General features: G+C 52.0%; 20 protein-coding genes. 17 read left to right on the top strand and 3 right to left on the bottom strand.

Going from position 1 to position 17,906, the window contains the following annotated elements; translation table 11 throughout:
- From ACR0D7_RS17110 to ACR0D7_RS17070, 9 genes are all read left to right on the top strand, one after another.
- Positions 1–956 (top strand): RHS repeat-associated core domain-containing protein (locus ACR0D7_RS17110; RefSeq protein ID WP_480680111.1); only part of this gene is annotated, 956 nt, incomplete at its 5' end.
- A 408-nt stretch (positions 957–1,364) separates the two neighbouring features.
- Positions 1,365–2,738: an RHS repeat-associated core domain-containing protein gene (locus ACR0D7_RS17105; RefSeq protein ID WP_480680110.1), complete on the top strand. Its 1,374-nt coding sequence runs from the start codon at positions 1,365–1,367 to the stop codon at positions 2,736–2,738.
- Positions 2,735–3,100 (top strand): hypothetical protein, encoded by a 366-nt coding sequence (locus tag ACR0D7_RS17100; protein ID WP_480680109.1) that lies wholly within the window; start codon positions 2,735–2,737, stop codon positions 3,098–3,100. Before ACR0D7_RS17105 ends, ACR0D7_RS17100 begins: the two co-directional genes overlap by 4 nt.
- A 361-nt stretch (positions 3,101–3,461) precedes the next feature.
- Positions 3,462–4,487: an RHS repeat-associated core domain-containing protein gene (locus ACR0D7_RS17095; RefSeq protein ID WP_480680108.1), complete on the top strand. Its 1,026-nt coding sequence runs from the start codon at positions 3,462–3,464 to the stop codon at positions 4,485–4,487.
- On the top strand, positions 4,451–4,984 hold the full coding sequence (locus ACR0D7_RS17090; RefSeq protein ID WP_480680107.1) for a hypothetical protein: 534 nt from the start codon (positions 4,451–4,453) through the stop codon (positions 4,982–4,984). Before ACR0D7_RS17095 ends, ACR0D7_RS17090 begins: the two co-directional genes overlap by 37 nt.
- Before the next feature lie 173 nt (positions 4,985–5,157).
- The gene (locus tag ACR0D7_RS17085; protein WP_480680106.1) at positions 5,158–5,517 is read left to right on the top strand and encodes a hypothetical protein; all 360 of its coding nucleotides are present in this window, start codon (positions 5,158–5,160) and stop codon (positions 5,515–5,517) included.
- Positions 5,518–5,581: 64 nt separating this feature from the next.
- Positions 5,582–6,394 (top strand): RHS repeat-associated core domain-containing protein, encoded by an 813-nt coding sequence (locus ACR0D7_RS17080; RefSeq protein ID WP_480680113.1) that lies wholly within the window; start codon positions 5,582–5,584, stop codon positions 6,392–6,394.
- On the top strand, positions 6,312–6,785 hold the full coding sequence (locus tag ACR0D7_RS17075) for a hypothetical protein (RefSeq protein WP_480680105.1): 474 nt from the start codon (positions 6,312–6,314) through the stop codon (positions 6,783–6,785). The genes ACR0D7_RS17080 and ACR0D7_RS17075 overlap by 83 nt, the downstream gene beginning before the upstream one ends.
- A complete protein-coding gene (locus ACR0D7_RS17070) occupies positions 6,782–7,255 on the top strand; it encodes a hypothetical protein (protein ID WP_480680104.1) in 474 nt (157 codons plus the stop codon). The genes ACR0D7_RS17075 and ACR0D7_RS17070 overlap by 4 nt, the downstream gene beginning before the upstream one ends.
- 150 nt (positions 7,256–7,405) lie before the next feature.
- Here ACR0D7_RS17070 and ACR0D7_RS17065 read toward each other — a convergent pair whose 3' ends face one another.
- A complete protein-coding gene (locus ACR0D7_RS17065) occupies positions 7,406–8,989 on the bottom strand; it encodes a GspE/PulE family protein (protein WP_480680103.1) in 1,584 nt (527 codons plus the stop codon).
- A 100-nt stretch (positions 8,990–9,089) separates the two neighbouring features.
- Between ACR0D7_RS17065 and ACR0D7_RS17060 the strand changes: the two genes are divergently transcribed.
- From ACR0D7_RS17060 to ACR0D7_RS17025, 8 genes are read left to right on the top strand one after another with little or no spacing between them, the layout of a single operon-like run.
- Positions 9,090–10,103 carry a PilN domain-containing protein gene (locus ACR0D7_RS17060; protein WP_480680102.1) on the top strand — a complete coding sequence of 338 codons (1,014 nt, stop codon included), beginning with the start codon at positions 9,090–9,092 and terminating at the stop codon, positions 10,101–10,103.
- Entirely contained in the window at positions 10,103–10,666 is a 564-nt protein-coding gene (gene gspM, locus ACR0D7_RS17055) for a type II secretion system protein GspM (protein WP_480680101.1), read from the top strand. Before ACR0D7_RS17060 ends, gspM begins: the two co-directional genes overlap by 1 nt.
- Positions 10,663–11,169, top strand: a complete 507-nt coding sequence (locus ACR0D7_RS17050) for a hypothetical protein (protein ID WP_480680100.1) — start codon at positions 10,663–10,665, stop codon at positions 11,167–11,169. Before gspM ends, ACR0D7_RS17050 begins: the two co-directional genes overlap by 4 nt.
- Positions 11,166–13,172 carry a type II secretion system secretin GspD gene (gspD, locus tag ACR0D7_RS17045; protein WP_480680099.1) on the top strand — a complete coding sequence of 669 codons (2,007 nt, stop codon included), beginning with the start codon at positions 11,166–11,168 and terminating at the stop codon, positions 13,170–13,172. Before ACR0D7_RS17050 ends, gspD begins: the two co-directional genes overlap by 4 nt.
- 37 nt (positions 13,173–13,209) lie before the next feature.
- Positions 13,210–14,427 carry a type II secretion system F family protein gene (locus ACR0D7_RS17040; RefSeq protein WP_480680098.1) on the top strand — a complete coding sequence of 406 codons (1,218 nt, stop codon included), beginning with the start codon at positions 13,210–13,212 and terminating at the stop codon, positions 14,425–14,427.
- The gene (locus ACR0D7_RS17035; protein ID WP_480680097.1) at positions 14,414–14,809 is read left to right on the top strand and encodes a pilus assembly FimT family protein; all 396 of its coding nucleotides are present in this window, start codon (positions 14,414–14,416) and stop codon (positions 14,807–14,809) included. The genes ACR0D7_RS17040 and ACR0D7_RS17035 overlap by 14 nt, the downstream gene beginning before the upstream one ends.
- Positions 14,802–15,158: a pilus assembly FimT family protein gene (locus ACR0D7_RS17030; protein ID WP_480680096.1), complete on the top strand. Its 357-nt coding sequence runs from the start codon at positions 14,802–14,804 to the stop codon at positions 15,156–15,158. Before ACR0D7_RS17035 ends, ACR0D7_RS17030 begins: the two co-directional genes overlap by 8 nt.
- Positions 15,155–15,721, top strand: a complete 567-nt coding sequence (locus ACR0D7_RS17025) for a prepilin-type N-terminal cleavage/methylation domain-containing protein (protein ID WP_480680095.1) — start codon at positions 15,155–15,157, stop codon at positions 15,719–15,721. The genes ACR0D7_RS17030 and ACR0D7_RS17025 overlap by 4 nt, the downstream gene beginning before the upstream one ends.
- Before the next feature lie 102 nt (positions 15,722–15,823).
- On the opposite strand, the gene ACR0D7_RS17020 is transcribed toward ACR0D7_RS17025, so the two are convergent.
- Together ACR0D7_RS17020 and ACR0D7_RS17015 are read right to left on the bottom strand one after the other, a co-directional pair.
- Entirely contained in the window at positions 15,824–16,816 is a 993-nt protein-coding gene (locus ACR0D7_RS17020) for an IS30 family transposase (RefSeq protein ID WP_480680094.1), read from the bottom strand.
- 516 nt (positions 16,817–17,332) lie between these two features.
- On the bottom strand, positions 17,333–17,605 hold the full coding sequence (locus tag ACR0D7_RS17015) for a helix-turn-helix domain-containing protein (RefSeq protein ID WP_480680093.1): 273 nt from the start codon (positions 17,603–17,605) through the stop codon (positions 17,333–17,335).
- Positions 17,606–17,906: the final 301 nt, after the last annotated feature.

The following is a 17,906-nucleotide window of genomic DNA, read 5'->3' as shown; positions in this document are numbered from 1 at the left end:
GTACTGACGAACCACTGGGTTTCGAGGGCTATACCGGCTCCACCGATGCAGGATCGGGCTCGGCCTACGGGCTCTACACCAACCGCCTCGGCTCGATCCTGGCTGCGGTCTCGATCTCAACCGGAGCCGTTGCCGCTGATTACGACTATGACGCCTTCGGCAACCAGACCCAGACCGTCAACACAATCGAGCAGCGCTATGGCTACACCGGCCGCGAGCACGACCTCGAGACCGGGCTCATCTACTACCGCGCCCGCCATTACGACCCCGCAACAGGGCAGTTCATCCAAAGAGACCCCATCGGATTCGCAGCAGGGGACCTCAACCTATATGCATACGTAGAAAACGACCCATATAACTGGACTGATCCGAGCGGATTAACATCCCTTGCAGCTGAATACGCAATACTGGGTGGCACAACTACCGCGATAGTTGGGTGTGCTGTTTACGATCCATGCAATCAAACTGTCTTTGGGCCAATTGCTTCGGGCCTCAACGCGCTTTTGCAAAATTTCCTCGCAAACTTTGGGAACATTCTGAACAATCAGAACAACGGCGATGGTGGAAATTCTAGCTCTGCCAACAACAACAATACTGGAGCCCAAGCGGCTGCACCGACCCCGACCCCGACACCAGATGGAGGAGACGATGATGAAAACAACGCCTTCAACGTCAAGAAAATTGTCAAGGATAATAACCCAGCGGACAAACAAGGATATCGCCATTCTATCGAGCAAGGTGTGAAAAGAAATGTTTGGGAGTCGGAAGCCGCAGCGAAATCTGAATTAAACGCGCTTATTCGTAGTGTGAAACAGAACGGATGGCCCAAAGGGACGATTCCGGATACTGCGAAAGCCAACCAAGTTCTGGTGCCTGCTGGAAACAACGGATATGTCGTTTTTCGAACCGGTTCAAATGGTACCGCTCGGTTTGTTACTACATTAATTCGACGGTGAAGTTGGTTTCTATGCTTGAGGTGTCAATATGAAGTTGACTGGGACAGTTGTACATTTCGAGGCAGAAGAAACTGCCGTTCAAATTGAGATGCCAGAAAGAATAGGGCGTACAGTGGTTGCCACCCCGAGACTATCAGAATGCACTAAACTGGAAGACTTCTTGGAGTTAAAGAAGGCACTTCAAAATTCTGGTGAAGACTGTACCGGATTGGATTTAGTTTTTGATCTGTCGGACGATGGTGTGGTAGTCGGGATCGAGATCATTCGGTAGAATTTTGACCTGTCAAATTGGTTAAAGTCGCCTTTGAAAGCAGGCTGCAAATCATCTGCTATTCGCATATCCTATTAAGTTTGTGGTTCGACAGGAGGGCAGCAATTGACGTTGATGTTTTCACCTCTGATTAGTTGATGGAAATCTTCGATCCGGTACAGGTCCGCCAGGGCATCCCGCCCATCGATGGCGGCGTGCCGGTGCCGATCGAGGATTACCAGTATGACGAAGAGGGCAACCGTACCTTCTCGAACAGTTCGTCGGGCTATGAGAGCAACGCTCATAACCAGCTGCGCGAGGATGACACCTATCGCTACGACTATGACCTGCGCGGCAACCGCATCAGCCGGACCCACAAACTCACCGATGCGGTCGAGACCTATGCCTATGACAGCCAGAACAGGCTGATCGGATACGGTTCTGACAGCACAACCGCTGCCTACGCCTACGATGCCCTCGATCGGCGCATCGCCAAAACCGTCGGCGCTGATGTGGAGGCCTTTGTTTACGACCCGTGGAACCCTTATGCGACCACGGCCAATGACGCCGTGCTCGACTTCGAGAACGGCACGCTGGCCAAACGCTGGCTGCACGGACCCCGCACCGATGAGCCGCTGGCTTTCGAGGGCTATACCGGCAGCACCGATGCAGGCTCCGGTTCGGCCTACGGGCTCTACACCAACCGCCTCGGCTCGATCCTGGCCGCGGTCTCGATCTCCACCGGCGCCGTCGCAGCCGATTACGACTACGACGCCTTCGGAAACCAGACCCAGACCGTCAACACAATCGAGCAGCGCTATGGCTACACCGGCCGCGAGCAGGACCCCGAGACCGGGCTCATCTACTACCGCGCCCGCCACTACGACCCCGCAACAGGGCAGTTCATCCAAAGAGACCCCATCGGATTCGCAGCAGGGGATTTGAACCTATATGCGTATGTCTCAAACGATCCATACAACTGGACAGATCCAAGTGGGCTGAATGAATATGCCATGGCGGCACGAAATTCACTCAACATTTCGCGTGGCTCTCTCTCTGCAATTGGCAGAGGTGTCGGGTTACTAATTGGAGCAATTTTGACACAACTGCTCGTCATTGACCCTATCCTAAACAGTCAAAGCAATGGGGATGACGGCAACTCTAAATCTACCAGTAACACAGATACTGGCGCTCAGGCCGCCGCGCCAACGCCTACACCAAATGGGGACGGAGATGACGAAGGTGACGATGACAACGCAGTTGAAAATCGGCTCAAGAACTCAAATTACGATGAAGCGGAACAATACTTGGATAAAACACTTCGCGACGGAAGAGGTTGGACAAAGAAACCTTTAAATTCAAAAAATCCGGATCAAGGTGTGCGCTATTACGATGGACGCGGAAACTCTGTACAAATCAATAGAGGATATGCGGGTAACTCGACTGGTGATGCGGTTAAGTCTGGGCCTTACGCGAAAATCTCCGGTGGGTCTGCAGGCAAGGTGAGAATCGCGCTAAAGGCTGTCCAATGATTGATGAAATAGATAAAAATATTGTTCTTGATGCCCACGACGACTACGAACTTGTTGCTCACACTGTGTTGGAAATTGCGCGTTTAGAAGGGGTTAGCCATCGTGATGCGTGGAACAATTTTTTGGTGCGCTTCAAGCGGCTTTCAAGCTTGGTTCCAATATGCCTCTACAAAGCGAATTCACTAGATGGGAATATGAAGGAAGCGTCACTGGAGCAGCTAAAAATCGGCGACGTTCTGGATTCGGATGGCAACGTTTCCGGGCCTCCTTTCATTTTGTTCTACAGAAGTAAGGTCGCATGTGAAGAAGAGTTCGATGCCTTCTTTAAAATGTATGGACTGCCAACATGGTTACAAAAGTGAATAGTTGGCTTCAACTCATGGGTTCAATCTTCGAGCCATCACAGTTTTGCTGCAACGATAGCTTGAGCTACAAGTTATATGACTTTTAGGTGAAAACGAAGAGGGCAACCGCACCTTCTCGAACAGTTCGTCGGGCTATGAGAGCAACGCTCATAACCAACTGCGCGAGGATGACACCTATCGCTACGACTATGACCTGCGCGGCAATCGCATCAGCCGGACCCACAAGGTTACCGACGCGGTCGAGACCTATGCCTATGACAGCCAGAACAGGCTGATCGGCTACGGCTCCGACACCACAACCGCCACCTACGCATATGATGCCCTCGATCGGCGCATCGCCAAAACCGTCGGCGCTGATGTGGAGGCCTTTGTTTACGACCCGTGGAACCCTTATGCGACCACGGCCAATGACGCCGTGCTCGACTTCGAGAACGGCACGCTGGCCAAACGCTGGCTGCACGGGCCCCGTACTGACGAACCACTGGGTTTCGAGGGCTATACCGGCTCCACCGATGCAGGATCGGGCTCGGCCTACGGGCTCTACACCAACCGCCTCGGCTCGATCCTGGCTGCGGTCTCGATCTCAACCGGAGCCGTTGCCGCTGATTACGACTATGACGCCTTCGGCAACCAGACCCAGACCGTCAACACAATCGAGCAGCGCTATGGCTACACCGGCCGCGAGCACGACCTCGAGACCGGGCTCATCTACTACCGCGCCCGCCATTACGACCCCGCAACAGGGCAGTTCATCCAAAGAGACCCCATCGGATTCGCAGCAGGAGATCTGAATCTGTATGCATACGTCGAGAATGATCCGTACAATTGGACTGATCCGAGCGGATTGGCGGCTATATCTGCCGACTACGTATTGCTGACTGCAGCAGTTGTCGGAACCGGAGCAGTGGCATGTGCAACTGACATTATCTGCGATGTAAACGGAGACGGACAAACAAGATTTAGCGATGCCATGTCCAGTATCAGATCAGGTCTTCAAGCGCTGATCCAAAACATTTGGGCAAGCTTCGCTAATATCTTGAACAATCAGGGTGGGGATAGCGGAAATTCTAGCTCTGCCAACAACAATACTGGAGCCCAAGCGGCTGCACCGTCTCCAATGCCCGAGGGGGGCGGAGATGATGACGAAGGAAACAACGAGAATAGAACCTCCGTCAATCAAATGAATAAGCAAATCCAGAAAGGAAAAGCACCGAAGAAGGTAACCCGTGTTGACAAAGGCAAAGTGAAAGGTGAGCAAGATCACGTGCACTTCAAAGACGGTAGCGCATTAAACCGAGACGGCAGTTGGAAGCATGGTGGAAAAACACTTACAAACGCGGAAAAGAAATGGCTAAGCGGAAACGGTTGGAATCTTCCAAGCTGACAAAAGATCAAGAAAAAAGCCTAATTTCTTGGGTTGAAGACAACCACAATGACATTGATCGGTTAGGCTATGTGACCGTTCATATTGATGAAATATGGCTGAAAACCATCAGTCGGGAGCATGAGCTAGAAATTTCTTGGGGTATCGCATCTTTGATTGCTGAAAAGCTGAACTCTGAAAACGAGCTTTCCAAGCTCATCCCGAAGGTGTACTTGGATCTCGGATTTACAGAAGAAATCTCAGTTACACCCGACGCCGTCCAATCGTCAGGTTTGGTAGCACCGCTTACTATCTACCTTTGCAAACGTGAAACTGACACGCATTACTGGCCCGAAGAAAGCTATATCAAACCTCTGGACGATTTCGAGATTTTGGATGGAGACATTCTTCTTACTCAAAAACTTAAGGTAAGCCGATCGTGGGAAGAGAGCCTGAGGGGTGAAGAGTTTAGCGCGTCTATCATCACTGAAGCATTTCCCGTGCAGCTAACGGAATAAGCATCCAGCACGGGCCCATGCGCAGTCCGGGGTGACGCTGACCGACCTGGAATACACCTATGACCCCGACGGCCAACTGACGGCGATAGAGGATGTGCTCGACCAGCGACTAGTGAAGAACTTGAGTGGACTGGCGGTCAAAGAGACCCAGTCACAGGGAGGTTAAATGACTGATGGAAATTGATCATCGATTGCACGATTTTGAAATTAAGAAGGTTGAGTTCGAACTAGACGGGTTTCACATCGTTAGCGAGTATAATGGAGAAACGCGAAAACTTAGCCTTTCCAATGTTGCCGCAGCCAATTTTACTCCGTGTTCACAGCCACCAATAATTTCTAGGTTGGAGATATATGGGGATTCAGATGAAAATCGGCGAGATTTTGATTTGAGTTGTACAGCTTCAGAAAGAAAAGAAAGCACTGATGAAATGCAAATGAAAATTGTTTCGGTAGAGTTTCACACAGATTGGAAGTTGGTGTGCCTGTGCGAAACATTCGATGTAGAAACCGTTAACTTGGATGAATCGCTCTAACGCATTGATCTGGAGTACACCTACGACCCGGACGGCTAGCTGACGGCGATCCTCGACCGGCTCGATCCTGGCTGCGGTCTCGATCTCAACCGGAGCCGTTGCCGCCGATTACGACTATGACGCCTTCGGTAACCAGACCCAAACGGCCAACACCATCGAGCAGCGCTACGGCTACACAGGCCGCGAGCATGACCTCGAGACCGGGCTTATCTACTACCGCGCCCGCCATTACGACCCCGCAACAGGACAGTTCATCCAGCGCGACCCAATCGGCTTCGCGGCAGGTGACCTGAATCTGTATGCGTATGTCGAAAACGATCCATACAATTTGACTGACCCATCAGGACTCACAAGCACAAGTGAATACCTGTCGATCGCGCGCGAGAGTGCAAAGACTGCGGCAAGCGCAGTAGGAACTATCGGACGAGGGATCTTCAGCCTAGCCAACTCGATCTCAAGGGCGTTGGAATGTGTTTCTGCAGGAGCGCACGCCGTTGCAGGAAATTATGGCGATGCGGCGGCAGCTGGTCTCGGTTGTGTATCAGGGGGTAAGAAAGCACCTGATACCGGGAAGAAAATACCAAATTGCGAATTGTGTAAGCCCAACAAACGTGGGAATGCCCCTACTAGCAAAAAAGACGGGTATCCAGTAGAGCTTCATCACCGGAATCAGAAACCAAATGGTCCTCTTGATGAAATGACCCGAACGGATCATCGACTAGGCGACAACTTTAAAAAGAACCACCCTAATACGGGCCAGACTCCTTCTCAAATTGACAGAAAAGCATGGAAAAATGAGCAAAGGAACTATTGGAAGAAAGAGCAAAGGAACTATTGGAAGAAAGAATGGGACAGCGGACGCTTTGACGGTATGTGAAAGACAGCTTAGAGATGAGTCTAGCGGCTACTCGGTGATATTTGAAGACGATGGTAAAGTTGCCTATGCGTACCTTGTTAACCCCATCGGAGAAATAGTCGCAGATGTTTGGATGTACAATCGGTGTGAATCACCGGATAATCCCGAATGGTACAGCTCTGAAAACATGCCTTTCGCTAACCCCAAGGCATACGTAAGAGAAGATTTGGAGTTGCGCAGAATTGAAAACGCTAATGACGTGTCTGTAAAATGGTGTGACAGCCAACTAGGTATCGCGAAAATTTATCTACACGGCACACTTTTTGCGGTTCTCTCAGCGGATCAAAATCCAGGGCAGTGTATCATGGCCAAAAAGGATGGGCCGCTTGCAAAGATGCTTATAACAAAATGAAGATTAACAGCGCTTTAGATGGGATTAAGGGTCAGCTTACTGGATCGAAGTTGAGTGGTGAAGACAAAGTACTGCTACGCGGAAAATTTGCGAATAACTTAGCCCCTGATTGGTACTTGAAGCTATTGGAGCACTATCAGCTTATAGGCTCAAATTTGGCTCTCAGGGAAGAGTTTGATCAGACTGGAATAGGCGTTGATCTAAAGTGGTTGAACGCCAATCAAATAATTGAAGAAGCGACTATCCTTTTTCCAGGGAAATTAGTGCAAGAGCTGGGTTTTCTTCCCGCTGGAGCGTGTCTTATTGGCTCGGGAGATCCCTATTTTCTAAAATTTGATTTGCATCACGAAGATGCATGTCTCGTTCGTATTCCACATGAACTGTCTTCAGAAAATTACTATCCTGAAGCAGGTATAGAAGTTGTTTGTGATTCCTTAGCCAGGTTCTTTGAGCAGGTTGAAGTAGATTGACTTAAAAGACGCTGCCGCTTCCTTTTATTGGAGTGTTTGCAACACCACTTGATGGCCAGTACTTTGCGGCACCGCATCAGCCGGACGCACAAACACACCGACGTGGTCGAGATCTATGCCTATTACAGCCAGAACCTGGTTACCGGTTAACTAGCCAAAATCTGTACCCAATACTCGTTTGAGTTCAAACGCGTCTATCTTACCGATGCTCTTCAACTCATTGGCCTGATCCTGCATCGTGCGAAACCCCTGCAAACGAGCAGCTTGGGTCAGGGCACTTTTGGTCCCTCCGTCGGAAATCGCTGAACTCAAAGCGGAGTCTATTTCGAGCAGTTCTGACACCACCGTACGCCCCTTTGTTCCGGAGTTTCCACATGTTTCACAGCCAGAACCTTGGCAAGTTACGCAAACGGTGCGTACCAACCGTTGTGATAACACACCCCGTAATGTTGCCGACAATAGATACGGCGGAATTCCAAGGTCGATGAGCCGTGTCACCGCAGAGAGCGAGTCATTGGTGTGGATCGTTGAAAGCACGAGCCTGCCAACAAGAGCGGCGCGCACAGCAATCTCTGCTGTCTCATGGTCCCTGATTTCGCCCACCATTATGACGTCGGGATCCTGTCGCAGGATGGCGCGCAGAGCCCGCGCGAATGTCATCTCAACAGCAGGTTCGACCTGCACCTGATTCACACCTGGGAGGGTGTATTCGATTGGATCCTCCACTGTGACGATTTTCCGGTCCGTGGAGTTCAGGCCGCTCAGCGCGGTGTAAAGGGTCGTGGTTTTGCCGCTGCCGGTAGGCCCTGCCACAAGGAAGACGCCGTTAGGCATATTCGCGATGCGATCAATCTGTTCGATACGCGTCTGGTCATAGCCCAAAGCCGTCCAGTTCAGAGACACGTTTGACCGGTCCAGCAATCTCAGCACGATACTTTCGCCAAACTGTGTTGGCAGGGTGGACATCCGAATGTCGATGACACTGCCGCGTACCGATATCTGGGCTCGACCATCCTGCGGCCGGCGCTTTTCGGATATATTCAGATCAGCCATGACCTTGAGCCGGGAAATAACCGAGGCCCGCTGACCTTCTGGCACAGTTCTGGTGGTGCGCAGACGACCGTCGACCCTGAACCGGATCGCTGCCGACGTCTCCCCAGCTTCGATATGAACATCTGATGCGCCCATCCGGACGGCATCTGAAATAATGTCATTGACCAGCTTGATGGTCGGCCCGTCATTGGCCAATGCGTTCAAACGTTCGACGTCAAAATCCGACACATCCTCTTTGAGGTCGTTTGCGGGATCGCTTTGGACCAGCAATGTCTTGATCGTGGTCGGCGTCGCGATGACCATCTGAACGGGCAGCCTGAGGTGAAACCCAACGCTTTGTATCGTTTCATGTGCTCGAGGATCAGATGTAGCCACCAGGATGGCGCTGTCATCTTCTAGCACAGGTAGAACTTCAGCCCTTTTCAGAAAGTCTCTGGGAACAGACAGGTTCTCGGCAAGTTCGGGGTTAAAATCGGGCTCTGTGACAAATCTAAGGTCCAGAAACTTAGCAAGCTCCTGATAAAGCTCGTCTTCGTCGACGAGGCCAAATTCAAGCAGAGTTTTTTCAATAGGCGTGTCGGTCTTGCGACTCGCGTTTTCAGCCCTCTGAACAGCAGTTTGTGTTATCTTTTCATTGCTCTGGAGCCATTCTAGGAATTCCGAAGTGTTCAAATATGCCACAACCATGCTCCCTGTTCACAAAGTTCTGTCAAAGCTTAAAGTTGTAGAGTAAACAAGTGAAATAATTAGGGCAATTAGCCCAATAAAAACGAGCAGACAGATGATCAGGCGGACATTTATAGATGTCAAAGCCAAGTTGACCGATTGGGCGGGCGGCTTGATACCAGAGTGGGTGGACGCCATGTTTTGGGGTCAACCCATGGCTGTGCCTGTAAGATTTCGCACATCGCATCTGAATCAAGCTGACGTCAACGTTTCAATCGACGCGTTATCGGGAGAAGTAGCCCAAAAAGGGCAGGGTAGCAGTAACCCTGCTATAGACATTTTTGTCCCCGTAGAATTTTTCTTTGAGCGACGGCTGACTTTGCCGCTTTCCGCCCGTGGCAAACTGGAAGAAATGGCACTGCTCGACCTCAGAAGCCGTACGCCATTTGAACTGAGCAATATCCATTGGCGATTGGGGAAACCCATCATTCGGGACGATACCGTTGATGTTTCACAGTGGATTGTTCGACGTGACGATGTTGCGAACTGGAAGGTCAACCTGAGGAAAAACGGTTTCCGTGTTCGAAGACTGTATGTAGACACAGAAAACGTACCATCCGCCATTGCCGACTTTTCAGACGAACTCCTGCCCTGGCGCCAAGGTTTCCGAAAATTGAACGCAGCGCTAGTCTCGGGGGTAGCGCTCGCACTGTTTGCTGCATGGCTTTATCCCGGCTGGTCAGCGCGCAGCGAAGCCCGCGCGCTTCAGATCGAACTGGAGACGCTGCAGTCTGAGGCGCTCCTTGAGAGGCGTAAAGTGGAAGACATCCGAAAGGCAGAAGCTCAAAAAGCAGCTTTTGTCGATGCTGTGCTTTTGAGGCCTCTCCTTTTGGATACTGTCAGGGAATTGACTGTAAGTCTGGAAGACGATGTTTGGGTTTCAACACTGACCTTTAACACGTCGCATGTGGTCATTACCGGAGAGGCCGAGAATTCCGCCGCAGAAACAGTGCTTTCCCTTGGAAAACGCTCCGTATTTGGTAATCCGCGTCTGAGCGGACCTGTTTCACGCACAGCTAGCGGGGCAGAGCAGTTTGAGATCACACTCGATCTTGGAGTGTCGGGGTAATGCAGCGGGAGCGCGTCATATCTGCGCTCGGCGCTCTTGTTATATGCGGTAGTGTTGTCGCGCTGGCAGGGATTTTCATAGTGACCCCGCTGAATTCCTGGAAGGCAAGCGGGCTTGAAGCACGTTCTCAGGTGCAGGCCGATATCCATCGCACACAGGTTACGATTGCCAACTTAAAGCAGCAGAGCGCCACAATTTCTCAGAATGAAGAAGAGGACTTCCTATGGCGGGCTGAACAGATTGGCGCGGTAACGGCTCAGATTCAAACCGCTCTTTCGGCATCGGCTTCCAGCAATGGCGTGAGTTTGAGGTCGATTACACCACTGAAAACAAAGCGCGTGGCCTCGGTTGAAGCTGCGGGCTTTCGCCTTGAGTTCGAGGCAACTCTGGACCAGGTTCTGGGTTTCTTGCAGCAGATCGAATACTCGTCTCCCGCCTTGCTCGTTGAAAAAGCGTCTCTGCGGCAACTTAACCGTCCGGATAGCAACCAAACACTGCCCATTCTGAATGCCCAGCTTGAGCTGATCGCCCCTATTCAACTGGAGAAGGCGAGCGCCGAATGAAATCCCTTCTACTTGCCTTTAGCGGGACCTCCATGTTGGCCGTCGTGGCAGCGTTGTCTTGCTACGTTGCGGGCAGAACGGTGACATCAGCCACTGAACGTTCCGATCTTGCAGCGCAAACTGAACAGAGCCAAGCGGTAGCATCCGCTGAGGCGGGTAGTGCGGCGCGATCTCCACGGTCAAAAATCTACTATGCGGCAATCGTTGAACGCCCGTTATTCGCGCCAAATCGCCGCCCGAATGCACCTCTCAAACCTGATGAGGTTCAGGAAGTTGCCGTCTCGGCGGAGCCTGTCACATCGTCTGAGCGACCGGTAATCTCTGTGCATGGCGTAATGGTGGACGCAACCGGCAGTAAAGTGCTGGTTTCAGCAAATGGCGAGAGCCCACAATGGGCGAAACCAGGCACAAAGATCGGCGGGTGGACCGTATCCGACATTGGACCGGACTGGGTCGAACTCAGTCTGGCTTCCGAAACCTTTCGAATTGAGATGTACCAATGATGATCAACTTTAGGCACCATTTTCGAACGGTATTTATTGCTTTGAGCCTTTTATTAGTTGCGGCCTGTAGCGATGAAAATTCAGAAGGCGGGTTTAGTTCACGGTTTCTGGCCAACAAAGAGTCTTCAATTCGAGGATCTTCGCAGACAGGAGCGGATAGTTTGCGACTTGCTTTGAATGGTCCTGCGCCGGAAAGGCGGTATTTGGGTACGGATGAGTTCCTCGCCGCGTCTCGTGGTCGGCGGGAGATCGTCGAAGTGTCAGACGACGGGGCAATTACTCTCAACCTGGTGGACGTTCCCATTGACCAAGCTGCAAAAGCGGTTCTGGGCGATGCCCTCAACAAAAATTATACAATAAAACCCGGGGTTGAAGGTACGGTTACCTTGCAGACGACCCGCCCGCTTAGCGAAAGAGCTCTGCTTGAAACATTTGAAATCGTACTTGGTTTCAACGGTGCCGCCCTCCAAACCTCCGGCGACCTGATCACAATTGTTCCTTTGAAAGGGTCCTCCCGGCGCGTCACTCGGCTTGGTCAATCGCAACAAGTAGGAGCCCGTCTGGTTGCCGTTCCACTGGAATATATCGGAACCACGGAGATGATCAGGCTGCTGGAGCCAATTGTTGGTGACACTGTCGAGCTTATGCCAATTCCGAACCGGAACATAATCCTGGTTTCTGGTGCCCGAGATGAAATGACTGCCGCGATTGATGCCGTAAACCTCTTTGATGTGGACGTTTTGAAGGGCAAATCGGTCGGCCTCTACCGTCTGAAAGCTGCGGAGCCGGAAGCCGTTGTCGAAGAGATGAACCTCATCTTCGAGACAGAAGATGGTGGTAGCCTGCAAAATGTTGTGACGTTTATCCCCAGCAAACGTCTATCTGCGGTCATTGTTGTCAGCACGCGCTCAACTTATCTGGCAAAAGCGGAACAATGGATACGTGATCTGGACAGAACGGCCGGGGGAGCGCGCAGACGACCAGCAGTATACAACTTGCAACATCGCATCGCAAAAGATTTGGCTCCAATCCTGGGTGAAATGCTGCAAGATATTGCCCAAGCTGATGAGGCTTCTGGCGAAGGTGCGCCTCGTGTGGTTGCAGATGACGCAAAGAACGCAATCATCGTTTGGGGAAATGATACCGAACAGGAAAGCTTCTCGCGGCTTCTACAGGCGTTGGACACCGTACCAGTTCAGGTCCTCCTGGAAGCAACAATCGTAGAAGTTGCCCTCAGAGATGAGTTGAACTTCGGTCTGAGGTGGTTCTTTGAACAAGGAAACTGGAGCAATGTATTTACGGATGCCTCCAACGGAGCGGTTGCACCAACTTTCCCAGGCCTTTCGCTGTTGTTTCAAACCAGTTCTGCCCGAGTTGCGATCAATGCGTTGGCATCGATTACAGATGTAAATATTATCTCTTCACCCAACCTATTGGTTCTGGACAATCAGGAGGCGCGCTTACAGATCGGGGATGAAGTGCCAATTGCGACACAGCAATCTCAAGACGTGACCAACCCGGACGCACCAATTGTCAATACGATCGCGTATCGAGACGCAGGGATCATCTTGACGGTCAAGCCCAGAGTTGCCCAATCCGGGCAAGTCATCCTGGACATCGATCAGGAAGTGAGTAGCGTTCAAAATACGACCACGTCCGGCATTGACAGCCCAACGATTTCGCAACGCCGGGTCGAGACCAATGTCGTAGTGCATGATGGCCAGACAATCGCGCTTGGCGGCTTGATCGAAGACAGCCGCACACGAACGGACACTAAAGTTCCAGGTGCAGGTGATATTCCGGTTCTCGGCACGCTGTTCAGAAACCGCGAGGACAATGTCGGGAAACGAGAATTACTGATCCTGATAACGCCGAAGGTTGTCCGAAATGGACAAGAGGCCAAATCAATCACCGATGAATTGAGAGGTAGGATCTCCGGCGCCAACGGTTTGCTGAAGAAAGGAGTTCCATCCCAGTCCGTTTGGCACAGAATTACTGAATGACGGAACGAGAATTGCCTTTAAACAAGGGAACGTCAACGTGCAGCGCTATTCATACACCGCATACACCGGTTTGGGAAAGCTGGAGAAAGGCGAGATTCAGGCTGTGGATGAACTTGCGGTATTGAGCGCGCTCACAGGAAAGGGCCTGCAACCTGTCTCAATTGAGGAGGGCGCTCTCAAACTGCCTTGGTGGCAAAGGGATATCTCGCTAGGGTCAGGCGATACTAAAGCGTCTCCAGCAGCGCTGGAGCACTTTTTCCGAACCCTTGCTGGCCTTCTTGATGTTCATCTACCGTTGCGGCAGGCTCTCAGGTTTTGTTCCGAGAATGTCAAAGATAAACAGATGGCTCAATCTGTGTCACGCCTTGAACAAGACGTGGCGGATGGCAAGACGCTGGCTTATGCGATGCGCGAAGCGGGAGGCTATTTCCCTGAACGCCTGATCACCATGATCGAGATTGGTGAAGCGGCCAACAACCTACGCAGTGTTGCGGCCCGTATCGCGGCAGGATTAGAGAGCGACTCGAAACAGCGACGGGAAATTCGTTCGGCGATGATCTATCCGGTGATCCTCATTATTATGTCGCTGTTTGTTATGGCATTGCTGGTCTTCTATTTGGCACCCACACTCGTGCCGGTTTTCGACAATGCGGAGTCCGCACCGCCTTTCATACTTGGTGCTATGACAAACCTGCGCGATCTGCTTGTCGACAAATGGCTTGTGGTTCTCGTTCTGTGCGCTGGAGTGTTTGCTTTTTGGCAGATCCTCAAGACGCGCATCAAGACGGTTTCCTCTCCGCTTCTGCTGAAATTACCGGTCATCGGTCGATATCTGCGCATCTCGGAAACGCTGAAAATTCTTGATGCCATTACTATGATGTTGTCCAGCGGATCAACGCTCCCACGTGCAGTGGAAACAGCACAGCAGGCGACTGCACAACAAGCCTATCAGGATCTTCTCGTGAAGTCAGAGGACAGGATCGTTGCAGGCGATACGTTGTCGTCTACGTTCAAATCGACGCCTCTGATAGACCCTATGACAGTCGCGATGATTGAGGCCGCTGAAGCATCGGATCAAATGGTGCAGGTTCTGGATCGTCTCGTCGCTGATCTGCGATTGCGAAGCGCTCAGATACGTGCGCAATCCGTTCGATTGATCACCCCGGCGCTTACGCTGGCCATTGGGCTTGGTGTTGGCGGTGTCATCATGTCCACCATCTCTGCCATTATGTCTCTGAACGATGTCGCGTTCTGATGTTGCCCCGGGATCCCAAACGTCCGTCCCGGGCGCGGCGGGTTATTCTCTGTTTGAAGTTCTGATCGCTCTGTCAATCCTGGCGATGGTGATAGCTGTTTCTGCTGCGGGGTTTCGACCTCCGTCGGATGAGATGAAATTGAACCGACAGATATCTGATCTTGTCTCGAAAATCAGCGACACGCGACTAAAGGCAATCCGAACGAACCAAGCGGTTGGGATCGAAATCGTGAATTGCGTTGATGAGCCAGTGAATTTGAACTTTTTTCCGGACGGGACCGCATCAGGGGGCGAGATTTGCCTGGAAGAGGGAACTCAGCAGGAAACCCTCATCTTGTCCCCTTTGACCGGGTTATTTTCGAGGGCTGCTCGCGATGAGTAAACGAGCCGGGTATTCGCTGTTTGAGGTGCTAATCGCCTTTGCGGTTATGACGATGGTGCTGTCCGTGGTTTTGCCGCGTCAGGCGGAGTTTTTGGAACGTTCGACCACAAGCTCTCAAAAAGCCGTTGCGGCGGATATCGCCTATTCCCGGTTGAGCGAATTGGGAGTTGCCCGAGCCCTATCCTTCGGAGAAAGCACAGACTGGGTCGGGGATTGGATCCTGTATCAACGCATTGAACCGCATATCATCACCGGTTCCGAAATTGACTTGGTCGAAGTTGCGATTGACGTCAAAGACAAGGCCGGCAATGTACTCTTCCAGGCCTCAGAAATTCGGGCACTGAAATGAACGCCCGATCCGGCCTTAGCTTGTTCGAGCTTTTGATTGCTTTGGCATTGCTGGCCTTGATCGCGGTAGGATTGTCCGGGGCGCTCAGTTTTGCCGTAGCGGTCTATGACCGAGTACGTCTGGATCCGCAACAATACGAACAAGTTGCATTGAAAGCTCGATTGCGATCCTGGCTAGCCAACGCAACCCCTCCAACCGGCATAGCGCCATACCCCGTTGAATTTGTTGGGGCGGCCACGCGCTTGGAGTTTACGACGACCCATGCCAAAGGGTTCGCTCTTGAAGCCGCCGCTCTTAGAGTCCTCGTCGAAAGTGACGGTGGCGACCTGTTGATAACCATCACTGAGATGGATGATGATGGTGAGACCTTGGCCACTCATACGGAGATTGTTGCTCAAGACATCAGTCCGGCCCTTTCCTTCTTTGACTCTCACCTTGACGATAGCGCGTGGGGCGGAACTTGGTCGGATGCGTCAAGGTTGCCAGATCTGGTGCGTATACAGGCAACGAAGAACGACAATGCAAACTGGCACACGTTCATCGTGAAACCGCTTCTGAAGTAGGCCTATGTTTAAAGCCATCGCAACATTCTGTTTTGATACAGAATTTGCACTTCGTTTGTGTATCCAACCGAGAAGTCTCAAGGGTCGTTGCGACGGTTCCCGCTATCTCAGCGTCATGAGTTCATCTCTGAATGCCTCGGTTGGAGTTTGCCATCCGAGGCACTTTCTCGGGGTTCCGTTCAGGCGGTCGCAAATCGCCTTCATTTTGCGATTTGAGGGCGCCGCGAGTTGGGTGTCGCGTGGAAGGTATCGGCGGGCCCGCTTGTTCAGGTTTTCAACCGATCCCTTCTGCCAGGGCGCTTGAGGATCACAGAACCAGCTCTCAGTACCGATGCCCGATTTGAGCCTGCGCCACTCTCGGAATTCAAAACCCCTGTCAAATGTAATCGAGCGTCGTGCTGGTTGGGGCAGGGGTTCCATCACATCCATCAGTTTGTTCATGAAATGCGTTGAACTGCGGTCGTTGTTGCGGAACAGCACAGCAAACCGGGTCTTCCGCTCGACCAACGAGGCGACATTCATTTTACCCGTGTGGCGCTCGAAGATCATCAGGTCGCCTTCCCAATCGCCGAATTCTTCGCGTGTTTTTACGCATTCCGGGCGCTGGTGAATAGACCGGTCAGGCGGAAAAACCTGGCCTCTGGGCCGTCTGGCATAACGCGGTCGGCGTTTCTTACGTCGGCTCGGCAAGTGTCGCGCCAGTTGTTCGGATTGGCCTTCGGGGCTGTAGACATAGGCGTAAATCGTCTCGTGGCTGACCCGGACAGGCTGATCGTCGTAACCGAGGCGGCCCGCGATCTGTTCCGGTGTCCAACCTGCAATCAAACGGTCGATGACATGTGCGCGCAGATTTTCCAAACGGATCAGCTTTCGCCGCCGAGCGCGTCTGGACTGCGCCGTTCGTTGTGCTTTGACGCCATAGTAGCCACTCAGATGCGACAACTCGGAGTCTTCGAAACGGTTCCGGTTGATCTCTCGATAAACCGTGGACCGATGCCTGCCGATCTCGACCGCAATCTTGCTGACAGGCATCTTTGCGTTCAACATGTCCTCAATGACGCGCCGCTCGTGTAGATCCAATTCCGTGTGTGCCAATTTCCGTTCTCCTTGCTTTTCAGCAAGATAGGGGATTTGTCGCAACGCAGTTTAGAATGTACCCCCGTGTACACCCAATCCACGCATAGGCCAAATTATGTTAAATGTATATGAGATCCGCTGTATGATCAGCGAACTTCATTCCCATACGCATCACCGGCGACACCACAGCGTGCACATTGATGAACAGACGAACCTCCGGCGAAACGAACGAGCCATCTATGTCCAAGAAGTCGGCAATAAACTCGCCTCATTCCATGCATCCTGTTCCTGATTCAATTTTCAAGGCGATCATACATCCCTGCAGAAATCCGAGCACGCTGACTGATGTTTTTGGGGTTTCGTGGGGCGGCACATCACACTCAATACCCCCTCTAAAATCCGGTTGGGAAAACCAGTACGTGCTAAAATAGACATGCCGCCCACACGCTCAAAGTGACACTTGAATAATATCAAGTCCACTTTTCTCTCGGAAACGCACTGTTGACAGTGGCAGGGCCGAGCGAGGTTGATCGCTCAGCTCTGACCAGCGCCGGCGTCACCGCAAGCCTTTTTGAATTGCTGGACTTCGGCATCAATGGGTATCGCCCCTGAAGGAGATTCCAGCTCTTCAACCACGTCAATGGACAAACCAGATAGCTTCGAAAGAACCTCTTGTGATAGGCCTGCTTTAACTCGCATCTTCCTTAGCTCCAATGCCAGCTTGAGTTTCGGTTCGTTTCTTTTGAGGTTGGCCCCGAGCGCGGGTCGCCTCTTGATCAACGCCTTGCGCAGTTCGTCCAAATCCATGCAACTTCCTAAACAGCTCAGTTTCAAGCACAAATCCCCAGCCTGCGGTTACACAACCCGTCGCACAAGCTGGGCGATCTTCAGTAACACCCTGTCTCGCCGATTTCGAAGAAGTCATACGAAGCCACAATGTCGAAACTCTGATGGGTCACCGCGCATGACCGGAACCTTGCTTGCATCCAGCCATGGCGATCTACCGGGCACCCCGGGCGATGGCTGCCGCTGTCCGCTTCTCGCAACAACGCCGCAGCCAAATCGCACTACAATAGTTGTAAAATCAGTTCCCATTGGAAACCGCCCC

It is taken from the genome of Ruegeria sp. BB7, assembly GCF_056539365.1.
Note: the sequence above shows the minus strand (reverse complement) of the source record. Positions and strands in the feature narration are given on the sequence as shown.